The following is a 14233-nucleotide window of genomic DNA, read 5'->3' as shown; positions in this document are numbered from 1 at the left end:
TTGATAATGAAAGCACTTCAAGATCTGGCTATCTTCGTCGAAGCGGCCAAACACGGCAGCTTAACTGGCGCGGCCAGACAATTAGATGTGTCTCCCGCCGTTGCCAGTGCCGCCATAAAACGGTTAGAAACTGAGTTAGGCAGCCCTCTGTTTGTGCGCTCAACACGCAGTTTGCGACTCACTCAACAAGGCGAACAGTTTCTGCGCTACAGCGAACAAGCGTTAGACTTGCTACAACAAGGTCAACAACAACTGCAAAACGCCGATAAGATCCAAGGTTCGCTGCTTATTTCCGCGCCGTCTGATTTGGGCCGTGACGTGATCCTTCCGCTGCTTGATGCGTTTATGTCGATTTACCCCCACATCAGTACCCGCCTGTCGTTATCCGACGAGCAAGCCAAGTTATTTTCCCAGCCTATTGATATCGCAATTCGTTATGGCGTATTGAACGATTCCAGTATGATCGCAATGCCTTTGGTTAAAGATAATCGTCGGGTGCTCGTGGCCTCCCCCGAGTATTTAGCCCAGCATAAAACGCCCGCGCATCCTTTGGATTTGAAACACCATGAATGCCTGTTCTACGAGCTAAATGAAGTGCGCTATAACCGTTGGCAGTTTCATCGCCAAGAGGAAGACATTGCAGTCAGTGTGACAGGGCGGCGCGCCAGCAATGATGGCGGCGTGGTAAGGCAATGGGCATTATCAGGAAAAGGGATCGCTTATAAATCGGCGCTCGATGTCAAAGCGGATCTGAATGCAGGACGGTTAGTGCCCTTGTGCACCGATTGGCAAGGCGAGCTGGCTCCACTCCACCTATTATGTCCGTCGCGCCAACAACTCACCCCCGCAGTCAAGGCGTTACACCGGTTCTTGCGCGACCAGTTGGCGTAAGGTTATGAATGCTCACATGCCTAGACCATTGGAAAAGTCACCGTAAAACCATTGCCATAGTCAGAAAAGTACGGGCTTTGAATCATAATACTCGCGTGATGCTGTTCCACAATGTCTTTGACAATCGACATTCCCAACCCCGCCCCATCACCTTTCTCGGTATGACCGCGGAAAAATTTATCAAAAATACGGCTCTTAATTTCGTCCGATATCGCGTCGCCAGAATCAATCACTTCCACCACGACGGTATTGGCTGAGTGGCTGGTGATCACGCTGATAGATGCACCTTTTCCTGCATAGCGAATGGCATTATCAATCAGGTTAGTAAATAACACTGACAACATTACAGGGTGACCTTTGACCCACAGGCTCTCTCGCCCTTCAAGCTCTATTGACTGACGTTGCGTCAATGCCATCGGTGCGAGCGCAGCAATTTGCTCTCGCAATAATGGAACAATATCTACCTGCGTGACTTCGGTATTTTTTTGCTGCTCCACCCGCGAAAGCATGAGCAATTGTTGGATAACGCGATCAGTTCGATCAATGCCAGTCAGAATATTGGTCAAGTCATTATCACGCTCCGCGTCTGTGGTCGCAGACAAGGCGTTTTCTGCATTGAGGCGCAGTACTGCAAGGGGAGTTTTTAACTCGTGTGCCGCAGTGCTAACCAAACGCTTTTCACGCACCCAAGCATTATTCAATTGAGAAAACAAATAATTGATCTGCTTGACGAGAGGTGAGAGCTCAACGGTGGGTTGTGATACATGAATATGATCGAGATTATCAACACTGCGCGCAGCGATCGTCTCTTTTAATTCGCCTAGCGGCCTAAATGCACGGCTAACCAACACCACAACAATAACTGCTAAAAGTGGGATCAATAGGAGCTGGGGTAAGCCAATGGTCAACGAGACTTCTGTCATCAACTCTTGGCGAATCGCCTCTTTTTCCGCCACCAGCAGACTCGCTTGCCGTTTATCCGGCAGTGTGAATACTAATAGGAAGGTGCGCCACTGTTCACCTGCTGCGGTGACCATATCAAATCCGGGGTTGTCCGATGTCCCTATCCATTGCGCCGGTGCGTTCGGACTTTTGGCAACTAATGCATCGTTAACACGGTACTGAAAAAACAAATTATCTTCATAGGGGTGCCCAAATGGTGTGGTCGTATCGTCATCTTTTGCGTTGGCAGTGATCGCGTTTAGCCAATGGGTATAGCTTTGTGTAAAGTTATCTGGCGGCTGATCTCCCCAGCTCATTACCGACAGCGCCAACGTTTTTGCCGATTGCCCCAATCGCGCGTCATAGACTTCATTAATTTCATGACGGGCTTCGCTATACACCAGCAGCCAAGAGACAAACATTAATACCCCCACCACACACACAGTGCTGAATGTAAGATGGCGTTTTATTGAATGTGGGCGCTGTTTATTTCTCAATGATATACCCAACCCCACGAATGTTTTGAATCAAGGTTCCACCCGTTTTTTTGCGTAAATTGTGAATATGGACTTCAATGGCATTCGGACTAATTCCCTCATCCATACCATGAAGCGCTTGTTGAAGTTGATCTTTGCTCATTACTCGGCCAGCATATGCCATCAGTGTGGATAACAGTTTGAACTCGTTAGGAGTTAACCGAATAGGTGCACCCTTCATCTCCACTTCACCCGTTGCCATCGACAAGGTCACGCCATGGCATGACATCGTGGTATCGGCATAACCGGAAATACGCCGAATCATGACGCGCAGACGCGCCAATAGCTCTTCGAGCGCAAAAGGTTTGATCATGTAGTCATCGGCTCCACCATCTAACCCTTTCACACGGTCATCAATGTCATCGCGTGCTGTCAAAATCATCACAGGGATATCGCTATGTTTGCGGCGAATTTTACGCAACACATGAAGCCCATCAGTGTCTGGCAAGGTTAAGTCTAGAATGATAGCGGTAAAACTTTCGGTATTTAACAACGCATCCACACCACCTCCTCGCTGCAACCAATCAACGGTATAGCCGTGACGCTGCAGCGACGCCACCATGGACTCCCCTAGCATGCAATCATCTTCGACGAGTAACAGCCTCATTGCTGATTAAGCTCCTTCAGTTTTTGGATAATTTCTTGTTGGCGTCCTTGGTCAGCGAGAGGGCGGTCTGGCCGCGAAGGGGCTTGCTGTGCATGCTTCAAGAATGCCACAGCGAGATTTGTTTTTCCGGTATCCGCTAGAAATTCGCCATAAAAATAGTTCGAATCGATGCCGTCTGGGTTGATCGCGAGTGCTTTTTTAAACAGCTCAGCAGCCTTATCGTCATCACCAAATGCGAGTGGCCAGCCCGGCACTTTGTGGTACAACGTCGCGAGGCTCGTTAGGGCCGAACCGTCCAGCGTTTCCGGCGCCTGTGTTATCACATCTTCGAGTAGAATTTTTGCATCCTTGACCAAGCCTAATGCTCCCATGCCACCATCAACCCCGGCTAACGAGCTCTTATTGATAGCAAGCCATATTTTCAGATCATGACGCGCTGGTTGGGCAAGAAGTGAAATTTGCGTATCATCGATTAAACGGTCGAAACACGCCACTTTGTCGTCACTGCTTTCGATAGTGTAGTTACATTGAGCCCAGCGCGTCTGGATCTTAGCCAAGATAGGGTCGGCCAGCACTGTCGCACTAATCAAAGAACAACTGAGTGCCCATACGGTAATATAAAATGATTTACGAATAGTCATGGTGTGACTCCTCTACAACTGGCAAGCCTTGCGGCGTATTAGCGTGAAAATCAATGATGTCTTTTTGTTTTGCGATTCCATGACCCACTAACGATGGAAAAAGTTGGTTCAGACGAACAAACAGTTTTTCGGGCCACCCGAGCCACACCGCAAAGCAACGCTTTTCGATGGCGCGAACAATGTGATTCGCTACCCACTCAGGTGAGTCCACATGATTTCGCAATTGCTTATTCATCGCCGTTGCACGTGCATCATTTAACGCCGTTTTGGTGGCTCGAGGCGCGATATAAATGGCACACTGCTGACTGTCATATAACTCCCGATTTAACGCTTCGGTAAAGCGATACAGGCCTGATTTAGTCGCACCGTAATTGGCATATCCGGGAAAACCGATACCAGCAAAGGTTGAGCCAATGTTGGCAATGAGACCTGTCGGTGCGAGCCACGTGAGTGCATGTTTGCAAAGCAAAATGGGGGCAGTTAGATTGATGGCAATTTCATGTTCAATACTGTCATCTGCGCGCATGGATAGATAATTGAAACAATTTACCCCCGCATTATTGATCAGTATTTCTATTGGCGTACCTTGCTGACCCAGCCATCGTGCATGCTGATTCACCTTGTCTCTGCCTTCTGCTGTACCAATGTCTGCTTCGATGATCTGATGATGCTCGCCATTCATAAGCTGGTTTTTGAGATCATGCAACGCAGTGGGATGGCGGCCGACGAGCACAAGTATTGCGCCTTTTTTTGCCAGTACATCAGCCAGTGCTCGGCCAATGCCTCCTGTCGCACCTGTTAGCAATATAATTGTGTTTTTCATTACCGCCTCCTACGCCACTTGGGTCTGTGTCGTGGCCATAGGAAGCGCTCGCAGCATTGATTCATACAGCGCATAAACACGGTTCGCACTATCAATGATGGCTTGTTGGTCCGCGGGATCCGTTACCTTGTTCATCAAATCAGCAAAATAGCCAATATGCTCTACGTCCAAGGTGCTGTGTGACGTTAAATACCGCATCGCTGTATCGGGTAGAGAAAGCGTTTGCTGGATCAGTGCGGCCATCGAGCCGCCGATTGAGACGCTCGTACCTTCCAGCACCCAAACCATGCCAAATAGAGCCATTGGATTTTTGCGATCAATTTGGTAATATAAATACGCCACCATCATCTCAATCCCTAACCCGACTTGGCCCTCACCGCAGTTAGCCCTCGCTAGTTCGGCATCAAAACCACATGCGCGCAAGTCATCCAAGATCCATTCATGGTGACCTTTCTCTTCCTCAATATATGCGCCGAGCGCTTGGCGTAACCATTCATAGTGCTCAGGCAACCGAGAACCACAGGCCATCAGTAATGGAACGGTATGCTTCACATGGTGATAAGCCTGAACAAGAAAGGCCGTGTAGGTTTGCAGCGTGATCGCCTTATAGTCGCAAGCCTCAATCACAGGCACACTCAGCATTGAGGCTCTCGCCTGAGCGGTTTCTTTCTCTAGTACATGGAAAAAACCTTGATTATCCATAAATCCTCCTAGGAATGTGCCGTGAGTGGCAGGGTTTCGTCAGTCAGTAATGGTTGGGCCGACGTGTTAAGTTGCGGCTCAAATTGTTGGCAAAAGACATCGCGTTTAGGGCGGCCATTTGCCGTAGTTAAATGGGGTTGCTGATGAAAAGGAGCGGTAAATATCACCGCTCGGAGTTGCGCATAGTCGGGCAGTTGGTGGTTAAGCTGCATCAGCTGCTGCTTTGCTTGATCAGGAGAGTCGTTACCAATAATGGCAGTCAGGTAGTCCTTCCCTTCTCCCAATACCACCATGTTGCTAAGCGCCGAATAGGCCATGGCTTCCGCCTCAATCCACTCTGGGTGGATGTTGCGGCCAAAAGCCGTAATGAGTTGATTTTTTTTGCGACCTTTTACATACAAAAAGCCGTCATCATCAAATTCACCGATATCTCCCGTCGCGACGGCGCCTTGGTGAGGGTGAAAGTCGCGATCCAGATAACCTGAGAATGTCGCGCCTGCTACCATGATTTCACCGTCTGGTGCGAGAAAGACACGATGGTGAGGTAACGGTTTACCCACACTGCCAACACAATGGTGCTCGGAGGTATTCAAACTCACCACTGATCCGCACTCCGATAAGCCATAACCCTCAAAAACCGATAAGCCAAGCCGACTTGCTGCGCGCAATAAGCCCGGTGCCACCTTTGCGCCTCCGACAGCAACGTGCTTAAGATCGGCAACCGCACCAGGATGCTGTTCACCAAGATAGATGACGGCTCGCAATAACGCAGGGGTAAGCACCAAGCTTTGCGGGCGATAACGAATCAGTCCGCTCATCAATTGATTCAGGTTTAACTGGCTTGAGCCGATCAGCCCCAAGTCATAGCTGGATGGGATCACTGTCGTCACCCCAAGCAACAGGGGCACGTAAACACCCGTAATATTCTCCAGTAGTGTGGACAGGGGAAGGACGACTAAATGACAGGAAGGTACCGCTGTGGTGGAGACGGTATTGGCAAGCGATACACTAACGCTCTCCAGCGTAGCTGCGCTCAATACCACGCCCTTGGGAGAACCGGTCGAGCCTGAAGTAAACGTGATTTTTACGGCCGGAGGCAAAGCTGGCGGTGCGTCTACGTCTCGTGCATGGCATGGTAATCCTGCCAATGTAGTCACAGATGCGTGGCTTAATGCGACATCAGGATGTGGCGTGCCGATCACCCAATCTACCCCTGCCGTATCCAAGACATGCTGTTGTTGTTCAGCCGTAAAAAAGGGCGGGATCGGCACAATTGAAATACCTGCATACGCGGCGGCAAGATCGATCAGTACCCAACTAACACTGTTGTCACCAGCAAGCCCAATCATCTGTGTATCGAGCGCCAATAGCGTTTCACTCAACGCCCTGATCCGCCCCCAAAGCGCTTGATAGGTCAATATCAGGCAGTCGCCAGATGCATCCGACCCTTGAATGGCAACCTGATCAGGTTGGGCGTAGGCATATTCAGCCAAACGTTCAAATAAGACGCGCATTGGCATTCTCCGTATGGCGGTGTTTAGACACCATCCGCTCCAACTGCTCAGCACCTTGAGCAAGGTTACCGGCACAGACACGAGGCATCCGCGTGTAGTAGTTGCCCCATTGTTCAGTGGCGGGTTGTAGGCGACTCGCATCCGCATTGGTCAGAAGATGGGGAGCAAGGCCAAATCGACGCATGAGTGCATATAGCGGCCCTGTCGCGGTAAACACACACCACATGTATCCGTGGGATAGCAGCCCATTCGCTAAAGCGTGGAAATGTGGTAGTGATGTTCCCGAAGAGAATGAGGCCAGTTGCCCAAACTCAATCACTGAGGTACGCGTAATCACTTGCTGATAGTGAGCGCTAAGTGCGTCGGCAACATCATCGGTAAGGTATTGTTCGAGAAAAAGCGGCTGATACGCAGCAGGGCGATAACCGCACACCGACAATAAGCGATCGTCTTGTCCTCTCAGGCAGGACAAATAAGGCATGAAGGTGGTAATTGTCGCGTTGAAGGCTTGTTGATAGCGTTCAGCAATATACGCCTCTATTTCAGCGCGATTCGCTGAGTCTGGTGTAACAATTTCAAATCGACTCGCTGAATTGACCATAGCGGTGACATCCTTTATTGGCTGATTGTCACTGAGCTTACGGCGCGATACTTAAGAAAAGCTTAAGAATCTCCTCCTGCCGATAAAAAATGCACCTAAAAAATTTATCTAATTGTAAAATATAACTTTTTTATTTTTTGTCCCTCTTAAGTGATTCTTAAGTTTCCTCTCATAGAGTGAAGACATAACCACATGAGAGGAAATTACCATGACCGCTAACACCCCACGACCATTTAAATGGGACAGAGTTGTCCGGTTGAGCCATTGGCTGATTGCTGCATTATTCTTTGCCAACATGAGCGTCACGGAAGAAGGCAGTGACATTCATCGCTGGTTTGGGTACGTGATCCTTGGGGCCATTGTCTTACGTCTGATTTGGGGAATGCTCACGCATTCAGAAGCACGACTAACCCGTTTTATTCCCTCGCTTTCTGCCGCTCGAGCTCACTTCAGCAACCTTATACGAGGGCGTGATCATACAAGCTCAGGTCATAACCCTGCCGCGGCACTTATGATTTGGAGTCTTTGGGGATTGCTCCTCGTCACCATTTTGACTGGCTGGACAATGACGCAGTCAGGTGAAGAGCTCGAATGGTTAGAAGAAGTCCATGAGTTTGCTGCCAACGCAACCCTGATCCTCGTCACTATCCATGTTAGCGCCGCCATTTTGATGAGTCGATTTGGTAAGCGTAACTACATAAAATCTATGCTGCGTTAAGTGGTGCAAAGATGACAAGCCTTCGCAATTTCAGACCTATTCTCGTTTTCTTTTCTCTTGCGCTCGTCCTGCTTAGCCTATCGAGACTCGGCTTGCTTGTCTGGCAAGACCATGGCGAGTGGCCACAAAAAAGCGAGCCTTGAGGCTCGCTTGATATCCGAGGAGGTGCGACAGTTAGGCCATTGCCATGGCTTGTTGTGCGATCACCAGCTCTTCGTTGGTTGGGATCACCAATGCTAGCGGTGACGCTTGGGTGGTGATTTGCCCTGCGGCACCAAAACGCGCGGCGGCGTTGGCATCGGCATCCGCTTGATAGCCGAAAATGGCCAGCTCTTTGAGGATCATCTCACGCACTGGCAGTGAGTTCTCGCCAATTCCGCCTGTGAAAACAATCGCATCCAGGCGAGATAAAGGCACCATGTAACTTGCGATGAATTTTGCAACGCGATAAGCGAACATTTCTAGCGCCAATTGTGCGCCTTTGTGGCCCTGCTCTGCCGCCTCGACCAAGCCTCGGCAATCGTTCGTTAATTCCGAAACACCGAGTAAACCAGCTTTATCGATCAGCTCATGGTGGATTTGATCCATGCTGAGCCCTTTTTTCGACAAAAACTCTAGAATAGATGGGTCAATATCACCACAGCGTGTGCCCATCATCAAACCGGCTAAAGGCGTAAAGCCCATGCTGGTATCGACACTTTGACCGTCTTTGACCGCACACAAAGAGGCACCATTACCAAGGTGTACGGTGATTACGTTGGTTTGTTCAGGCGCTTGGTTAAGCCATTTTGCCGCTTCACGGCTTACGTAATAATGGCTGGTGCCGTGGAAGCCGTAGCGGCGAATACCGTAATCGTTGTAGAGCTGACGCGAGATCGCGTAATGGTAAGCTTTTTCTGGCATGGTTTGATGGAATGCCGTATCGAAAACCGCCACTTGCGGCAAGCTTGGGAAGGCTTTGCGCGCCGCTTTAATGCCCACCACATGTGCTGGGTTATGCAGTGGCGCCAGGGCTTTTAGCGCATCGATTTGCGCCAGTACGGCATCGTCAATCAGGGTAGCTTGGCTGAAGGTTTCACCGCCATGTACCACACGATGGCCAACGGCCTGGAGTTTGTCACTTAATTGGTTGCTTTCGATAAGGCCCACAATGATGTCCATGGCCTCTTGGTGGTGGTTGCTTCCTGCACTTAAGGTTTTCTCGGTTTTTTCACCGTCGACTTTCCAGCTCATCCGCGCGTCATCGCGCCCAAAGCATTCTCCAGCGCCGGAAATCACAGCGTCGCCAGTTTGCGCATCCATCAGGGCAAATTTTAACGACGAGCTACCTGAATTAATAACGAGTACCAGTGCATCACTCATAAGGTTACCTTATTGGCAGAATTAGGGTCACGGCTCACAGCCGCAACCCCATTATTAAAATATTTTTGAACAATTCAACTATCGTTATAGTGATAGCATAATTGCGCAACAATTTACTGCGTAAGATCAAGCTAAGTGCGCACGGACTAGGCAAAAACAAAAACCGATAGGTAGCTCATAACGCCTGACACTAAAAAAAATAGCGAGACCGCGATCACCGTTTTACGATGCTGGCTATATGTGTCAAGCAGACGTGACGCAAAGCTCTCCTCTGGTGATACCAGCCCAAGCCGATGTGCATAGTCGTCAGCTTGTCGCTGATGCCCTTGTTCTCTCAATGCTTCGAGCAGATGCTGAACGTGTACGACCGAGCAATGATGCATAACACCCATTGACTCATCGATTGGCATCACAGTGAGCAATGCAACTTGTTTGTCGAAATCATATTGTAAAAAGGCATTACGCGCCGCCACGATCTCTGTGGTTGAAAACGTCGCGGTATAATTAAAGGTGTTGTTCATTACCGTCATGGCGAATCTCCCGATTGGCAACAGGTAACGACCATCAACAACGTATAGGCCCCTAAGGGTGGCATTATGCGTTACAGCGAGAGGAGAAAAATAGAGCAGATGGAACCAGCTATCGACGACGGCTGGTAAAATTAACGCGAGCAATACCAACAGTCGCTATTTTTCTCCGTTTAGACTCGGAGGATGGTCGGTATTGTTCATAGTTGTCTCCAGATACATTAATTGCTCTAAAAGCATGATAAAAATAACAAAAAAAAGTGATCATGTCAGTGAGTTGACGGTTAATTTTTTATACGCGACAAGCATGGTGTGTCACACGGACTTTTGACCTCCCTCATTTCTCTGACGACACAATAATAAACTTGCACCTAGAAGCTGTGAGAACGCCACCGTTAAATCTGTTTGCATCCGCTGCTCACATTCATTCTGGAGGGTTTTTAAGCTCCTGAAAGCGGCGCCATTGTCGGCCTTCCCGCTAATCAACAAATAAAAGCATAATTTCAGAGTGGCTTTAAACTCCCCATCAGCGTGCATCGCCTGCATCCAACTTTTCATAAGCGTATTGATGGTACCGCTTGTGTCGAGCGGTGTTCGTAGACTTTCCACGATAAAGGGCTCCAGTGCGACCATAAAATCCTGTTTTCGCGGAAAATGATGACTAATCCCTGTACGCGAGACGCCGGTGGCTTCGCTAAGTGTGGTGTAGGACATCCCCTCATAGCCAAGGGCTAACAACTGCCGTTTGGCTTCCGCCAGTATGGTCTCGATGGTCTGTTGCGTTTGGGCTTTACTCCGTTTTGGCATGCGTAACCTATTCTCCCCCGTCAATCGCCACTGATGGCGCAGTGCTCCAACGCGGGCCATCTGGCTCGCGGTGAGGCTGACTCGTGATAAAGCCTAGCCCTCTCTAAAAATAGTACAGAGTCACCGATAAAGCCTGACACTAAACGGCTTACTTGAACGCGGAAGCGGATCAAACTTCTAAACACTTTATTGCGAATGGTATAAAAAAACCGAAAAACCCACCTTACAGCACCGCAAATAGTGTCATCAGTCATAATTTGAACATGTGTTTGAATGATTATCTTGCCTACCCTTGCCCGTGATCAGTAAGTTAACATTATTATAACGTTTAAACGTACTTATCTACGTTGCGACAATGAGGAAGTCCAATGTCACATATCAAACCGCACGACCAGATCTTACGTTGGGCCGATGAGCGTCCAAACCATGTTTTTCTAAGACAGATTCACGAACGCCGTTTCCATGATTATACTTTTGCCGATGTCGCCGATCAGGCCTTGCGAATGGTCACAGCGCTACGTGATATGGGGCTAAAGCCTGGCGACAAAATCGCATTGATCTCTAAAAACTGCGCCGAGTGGTTTATTGCAGACTTAGCGATGATGATGGGCAGTTATATCAGTGTGCCCATTTTTCCAACGGCCGGGACAGACACCATTGACCATGTAGTGACCCACAGTGAATCTAAAGCCATGTTTGTAGGCAAACTCGACGACAGTAAAGCCTTGAGTGCTTCACTTGAGAACATGTCAGGCTTAAAGACGATTGCCTTTCCTTACCCTACCATTAGCTGCCACTACGAGTGGCATGACTTAATTGCCAACCATGAACCATCAGAAGAGCGCCCAGTACACCTCGATAATGACGTGATGTCGCTGGTCTATACGTCGGGAACGTCTGGCTTACCTAAGGGGGCGATTTTAAGTTATGGCGGCTACTGCTGGTCGGCTCAACGCCTGATAGACCATATTGGAATAGAGCCCGATGATCGCTTGTTCTCGTATCTGCCACTAGCGCACATTACCGAACGGGTTTACATCATGGGCTCAGCGATTATGGGTGGGATCCCAACGGCGTTCCCTGAATCACTCGATACCTTTATCGAAGATGTCAAAATGCATCGCCCCACCTTATTCATTTCAGTACCGCGTCTTTGGACACTGTTCCAGCAACGTATTCAGGAGAAGCTGCCAGATGGCAAACTAAACGTGCTACTCAGCATTCCCTTCGTCAATACACTGGTAAAAAGTAAAGTCGCCAAGAATCTAGGGTTGGACCAAGCACGTGTGCTGGGTTGTGGTTCCGCACCCGTTGCACCCGCACTGCTCGAATGGTATCGAAAACTCGGGCTCAATGTCACTGAAGCCTGGGGGATGACTGAAAGTTACGCATACAGCACTATTAATTACCCTTTCCGTGCCGATAAAATTGGGACGGTGGGCAATGCGGGTCCAGGTGTCGAAATAAAAATTGCAGACGACCAAGAGATCTTAGTGAAAAGCCAAGGACTGTTTAGTGGCTATTACAAGAATGAGGAAGCCACGAACGAGACATTGGTCAATGGCTGGTTACATACCGGCGATTTAGGTGAGCTCGATAGTGAAGGCTACTTGAGTATTTCTGGACGCAAAAACGATACCTTTAAGACGGCCAAGGGGAAATTTGTCGCCCCGGTGCCTATCGAGAAGCGTTTATTTGAGCTATCTAACGCTGAGATGCTTTGTGTCGTTGGCTCTGGTATGCCAGCGCCGATCTTACTCGCCTTACCTCATCACTTTCCTCACTTTGACCGAGCCCGTTACGAGCGACGAGTCAAGAAAGTTGTCGACACTATCAATGGCGAGCTTGAATCCCATCAAAAAATAAAAGGGGTGTTGATGATCAAAGAGCCTTGGAGTATCGAAAATGGCAAGCTGACACCAACCTTGAAAATCCGTCGCCATAAATTGGAGCAGGAATACCACGACATTGGGGCAAATTGGCCAAAAGGCACGCTTGTGCAATGGGAAGAAGACTGGCTATAGCCTTCGACACATCATCATTCTGCCCTATTCTCTTGCGATGATGGGGCAGCGCGCTTGATCGCTCTTCTGTTTATATACCTAGCGCAGATTTCTACACGTAATCTGCGCTTTATTTGCCTTTCCAGACGCATTCTGCGTCATCAACACACAATTAATGCAAAAACCTGACCTATCTCAATGTGCCACAAGCAAGTGTTTGCTAAAGATCACGTAATTAGTTTGCAGCATTCGTTTTAAACGTTACGTTATTAGCTGCGTAGATGTAGGGGAACACCATGAAAGAGAATCAAACCGACGCATGCGACGCGTGTGGTGTCAGTGCAGAGATTGGCTATATTATTTCTGAGGGAGACGATGTTGCCGAGGTTACTATCCAAGCAGACAGTGCGGAGGCGATGAAGGCACGTTTTGACCAATACCTTGAACTCGCACAAAGCATTAATCCAGCGGTGAAGCACGACTTTGACAGTCAGACCCTTCAAAGCGGTCAATACACTTTCAAAATGCGATTTGAGTGCAGTGCTGAGAAGCTGATCTTTGAACTACGCAGTCGTAGTTTGAATAACGCTTAAACCCTTATCGCAATCAGAGATGAATAAGCAGGGCGGTATTCTCCCTTCCCTGCTTATTCATCACCTTGGCTCTCGTCACTCAGTTAAGCACTGATACTCAATCAAGCATTACAGACGCAAGCTTTGCCACGCTTCACACATTTCACGAAACGTTGTCGCATCTCCCTCGGGCCGATCAGGGTGCCACTTCAGTGCCATTTTGCGCCACTGACGACGAATTTCATGCTCACTGGCACTTCCATCCAAACCCAACACTTTTAACGCCTTGTTGCGCTCCAACATCGCCTCGCCCGGCGCTTCATTACCGATATGACGCTGGTAGTGCTTCCAAAATGAAGACAGTAGCTCTTTCACGTCATCTTGGCTGGCGTCATAGTTGTTCCAATCCATGTAGTAATCACGCAATGGATCCTGGTAATCAATTTCTCTCGCGACAAATCCGTTATTACCCACACGCCACTGCAATTGAATGTCCATCGACTCCACCTGCAACCACTGCTGCGGCAACAACATTTCTTGTAGTTGATACAAGGCATTCATGATCAGGAAATTGCGTTTGAATAAATCAAGGTGGGGATCAGCATCGAGCTGGGCCATCATGGTGTCTTTTTGCAGCTCACCTAACAGGTGATGCACTTTCCAGCTTTGTCGCGTTGATTCTAGAATACTGAGTATTGGCCAAATCAGGGGGTTGTCTATTTCATCCCGTTTTTCAGCAAGCATGACGTTCATCCTCTGTCACTGGCCAGCTACCTTGAACCGGCATCTCTTAGGGTTGGTTGTAAAGCCACCTTATTAAGGTATAAACCAATTCTGGCTATTTTGTAGCAATTATCGGGAAATCCATTTTGAGGAACTATTTTTAACTGCGTGCTTCGCCATCATAATGACACGCCCGATGTTGCCGCTTAATTATTAAGCATATCCAGTGCCAACTTATGATGAAAAAGAGACCGTTTTGGCATA

15 protein-coding genes and 1 pseudogene are annotated in these 14233 nt (G+C 48.7%); 4 read left to right on the top strand and 12 right to left on the bottom strand.

Annotated elements, in window-relative coordinates; genetic code table 11:
• The first annotated feature begins 6 nt into the window (after positions 1 to 6).
• Positions 7 to 891: a LysR family transcriptional regulator gene (locus BUQ98_RS15010; protein ID WP_074214783.1), complete on the top strand. Its 885-nt coding sequence runs from the start codon at positions 7 to 9 to the stop codon at positions 889 to 891.
• A 20-nt stretch (positions 892 to 911) separates the two neighbouring features.
• On the opposite strand, the gene BUQ98_RS15005 is transcribed toward BUQ98_RS15010, so the two are convergent.
• The 8 genes and pseudogenes from BUQ98_RS15005 to BUQ98_RS14975 all read right to left on the bottom strand — a co-directional run bounded on the left by BUQ98_RS15005 (position 912) and on the right by BUQ98_RS14975 (position 7257).
• Positions 912 to 2255: a sensor histidine kinase gene (locus tag BUQ98_RS15005; protein ID WP_254813943.1), complete on the bottom strand. Its 1344-nt coding sequence runs from the start codon at positions 2253 to 2255 to the stop codon at positions 912 to 914.
• Between the two features lie 64 nt (positions 2256 to 2319).
• A complete protein-coding gene (locus tag BUQ98_RS17295) occupies positions 2320 to 2550 on the bottom strand; it encodes a winged helix-turn-helix domain-containing protein (RefSeq protein ID WP_371515128.1) in 231 nt (76 codons plus the stop codon).
• A gap of 56 nt (positions 2551 to 2606) precedes the next feature.
• Positions 2607 to 2976, bottom strand: a pseudogene (locus tag BUQ98_RS17290) (response regulator); the annotation flags it as partial.
• Positions 2973 to 3617 carry a tetratricopeptide repeat protein gene (locus BUQ98_RS14995; protein WP_321166654.1) on the bottom strand — a complete coding sequence of 215 codons (645 nt, stop codon included), beginning with the start codon at positions 3615 to 3617 and terminating at the stop codon, positions 2973 to 2975. The pseudogene BUQ98_RS17290 and the gene BUQ98_RS14995, both read right to left, overlap by 4 nt.
• Positions 3604 to 4440 (bottom strand): SDR family oxidoreductase, encoded by an 837-nt coding sequence (locus BUQ98_RS14990; protein WP_074214590.1) that lies wholly within the window; start codon positions 4438 to 4440, stop codon positions 3604 to 3606. The genes BUQ98_RS14995 and BUQ98_RS14990 overlap by 14 nt, the downstream gene beginning before the upstream one ends.
• A gap of 9 nt (positions 4441 to 4449) precedes the next feature.
• Positions 4450 to 5142 (bottom strand): TenA family transcriptional regulator, encoded by a 693-nt coding sequence (locus tag BUQ98_RS14985; RefSeq protein ID WP_074214589.1) that lies wholly within the window; start codon positions 5140 to 5142, stop codon positions 4450 to 4452.
• Positions 5143 to 5150: 8 nt separating this feature from the next.
• Positions 5151 to 6656 carry an AMP-binding protein gene (locus BUQ98_RS14980; protein ID WP_074214588.1) on the bottom strand — a complete coding sequence of 502 codons (1506 nt, stop codon included), beginning with the start codon at positions 6654 to 6656 and terminating at the stop codon, positions 5151 to 5153.
• A complete protein-coding gene (locus BUQ98_RS14975; RefSeq protein WP_074214587.1) occupies positions 6640 to 7257 on the bottom strand; it encodes a thermostable hemolysin in 618 nt (205 codons plus the stop codon). The genes BUQ98_RS14980 and BUQ98_RS14975 overlap by 17 nt, the downstream gene beginning before the upstream one ends.
• A 208-nt stretch (positions 7258 to 7465) precedes the next feature.
• Here BUQ98_RS14975 and BUQ98_RS14970 point away from each other — a divergent pair, with 208 nt between their 5' ends.
• Positions 7466 to 7975 carry a cytochrome b/b6 domain-containing protein gene (locus BUQ98_RS14970; protein WP_074214586.1) on the top strand — a complete coding sequence of 170 codons (510 nt, stop codon included), beginning with the start codon at positions 7466 to 7468 and terminating at the stop codon, positions 7973 to 7975.
• Between the two features lie 174 nt (positions 7976 to 8149).
• Here the strand turns inward: BUQ98_RS14970 and BUQ98_RS14965 are convergent, their stop codons facing one another.
• From BUQ98_RS14965 to BUQ98_RS14955, 3 genes are all read right to left on the bottom strand, one after another.
• Positions 8150 to 9337 carry an acetate kinase gene (locus tag BUQ98_RS14965; protein WP_069586940.1) on the bottom strand — a complete coding sequence of 396 codons (1188 nt, stop codon included), beginning with the start codon at positions 9335 to 9337 and terminating at the stop codon, positions 8150 to 8152.
• 146 nt (positions 9338 to 9483) lie between these two features.
• On the bottom strand, positions 9484 to 9867 hold the full coding sequence (locus BUQ98_RS14960; protein ID WP_074214585.1) for a hypothetical protein: 384 nt from the start codon (positions 9865 to 9867) through the stop codon (positions 9484 to 9486).
• A 312-nt stretch (positions 9868 to 10179) separates the two neighbouring features.
• Positions 10180 to 10731, bottom strand: coding sequence for a TetR/AcrR family transcriptional regulator (locus BUQ98_RS14955; RefSeq protein WP_083605321.1), 552 nt, complete (start codon positions 10729 to 10731; stop codon positions 10180 to 10182).
• Positions 10732 to 11039: 308 nt separating this feature from the next.
• On the opposite strand from BUQ98_RS14955, the gene BUQ98_RS14950 reads away from it, so the two are divergent.
• Together BUQ98_RS14950 and BUQ98_RS14945 are read left to right on the top strand one after the other, a co-directional pair.
• Positions 11040 to 12695: an AMP-binding protein gene (locus BUQ98_RS14950; RefSeq protein ID WP_074214584.1), complete on the top strand. Its 1656-nt coding sequence runs from the start codon at positions 11040 to 11042 to the stop codon at positions 12693 to 12695.
• Positions 12696 to 12970: 275 nt separating this feature from the next.
• Positions 12971 to 13267, top strand: a complete 297-nt coding sequence (locus BUQ98_RS14945; RefSeq protein ID WP_074214583.1) for a DUF406 family protein — start codon at positions 12971 to 12973, stop codon at positions 13265 to 13267.
• Between the two features lie 108 nt (positions 13268 to 13375).
• On the opposite strand, the gene BUQ98_RS14940 is transcribed toward BUQ98_RS14945, so the two are convergent.
• On the bottom strand, positions 13376 to 13990 hold the full coding sequence (locus BUQ98_RS14940) for a DNA-J related domain-containing protein (RefSeq protein WP_074214582.1): 615 nt from the start codon (positions 13988 to 13990) through the stop codon (positions 13376 to 13378).
• Positions 13991 to 14233 lie beyond the last annotated feature (243 nt).

It is taken from the genome of Salinivibrio sp. ES.052, assembly GCF_900141775.1.
Lineage (GTDB): Bacteria > Pseudomonadota > Gammaproteobacteria > Enterobacterales > Vibrionaceae > Salinivibrio.
Note: the sequence above shows the minus strand (reverse complement) of the source record. Positions and strands in the feature narration are given on the sequence as shown.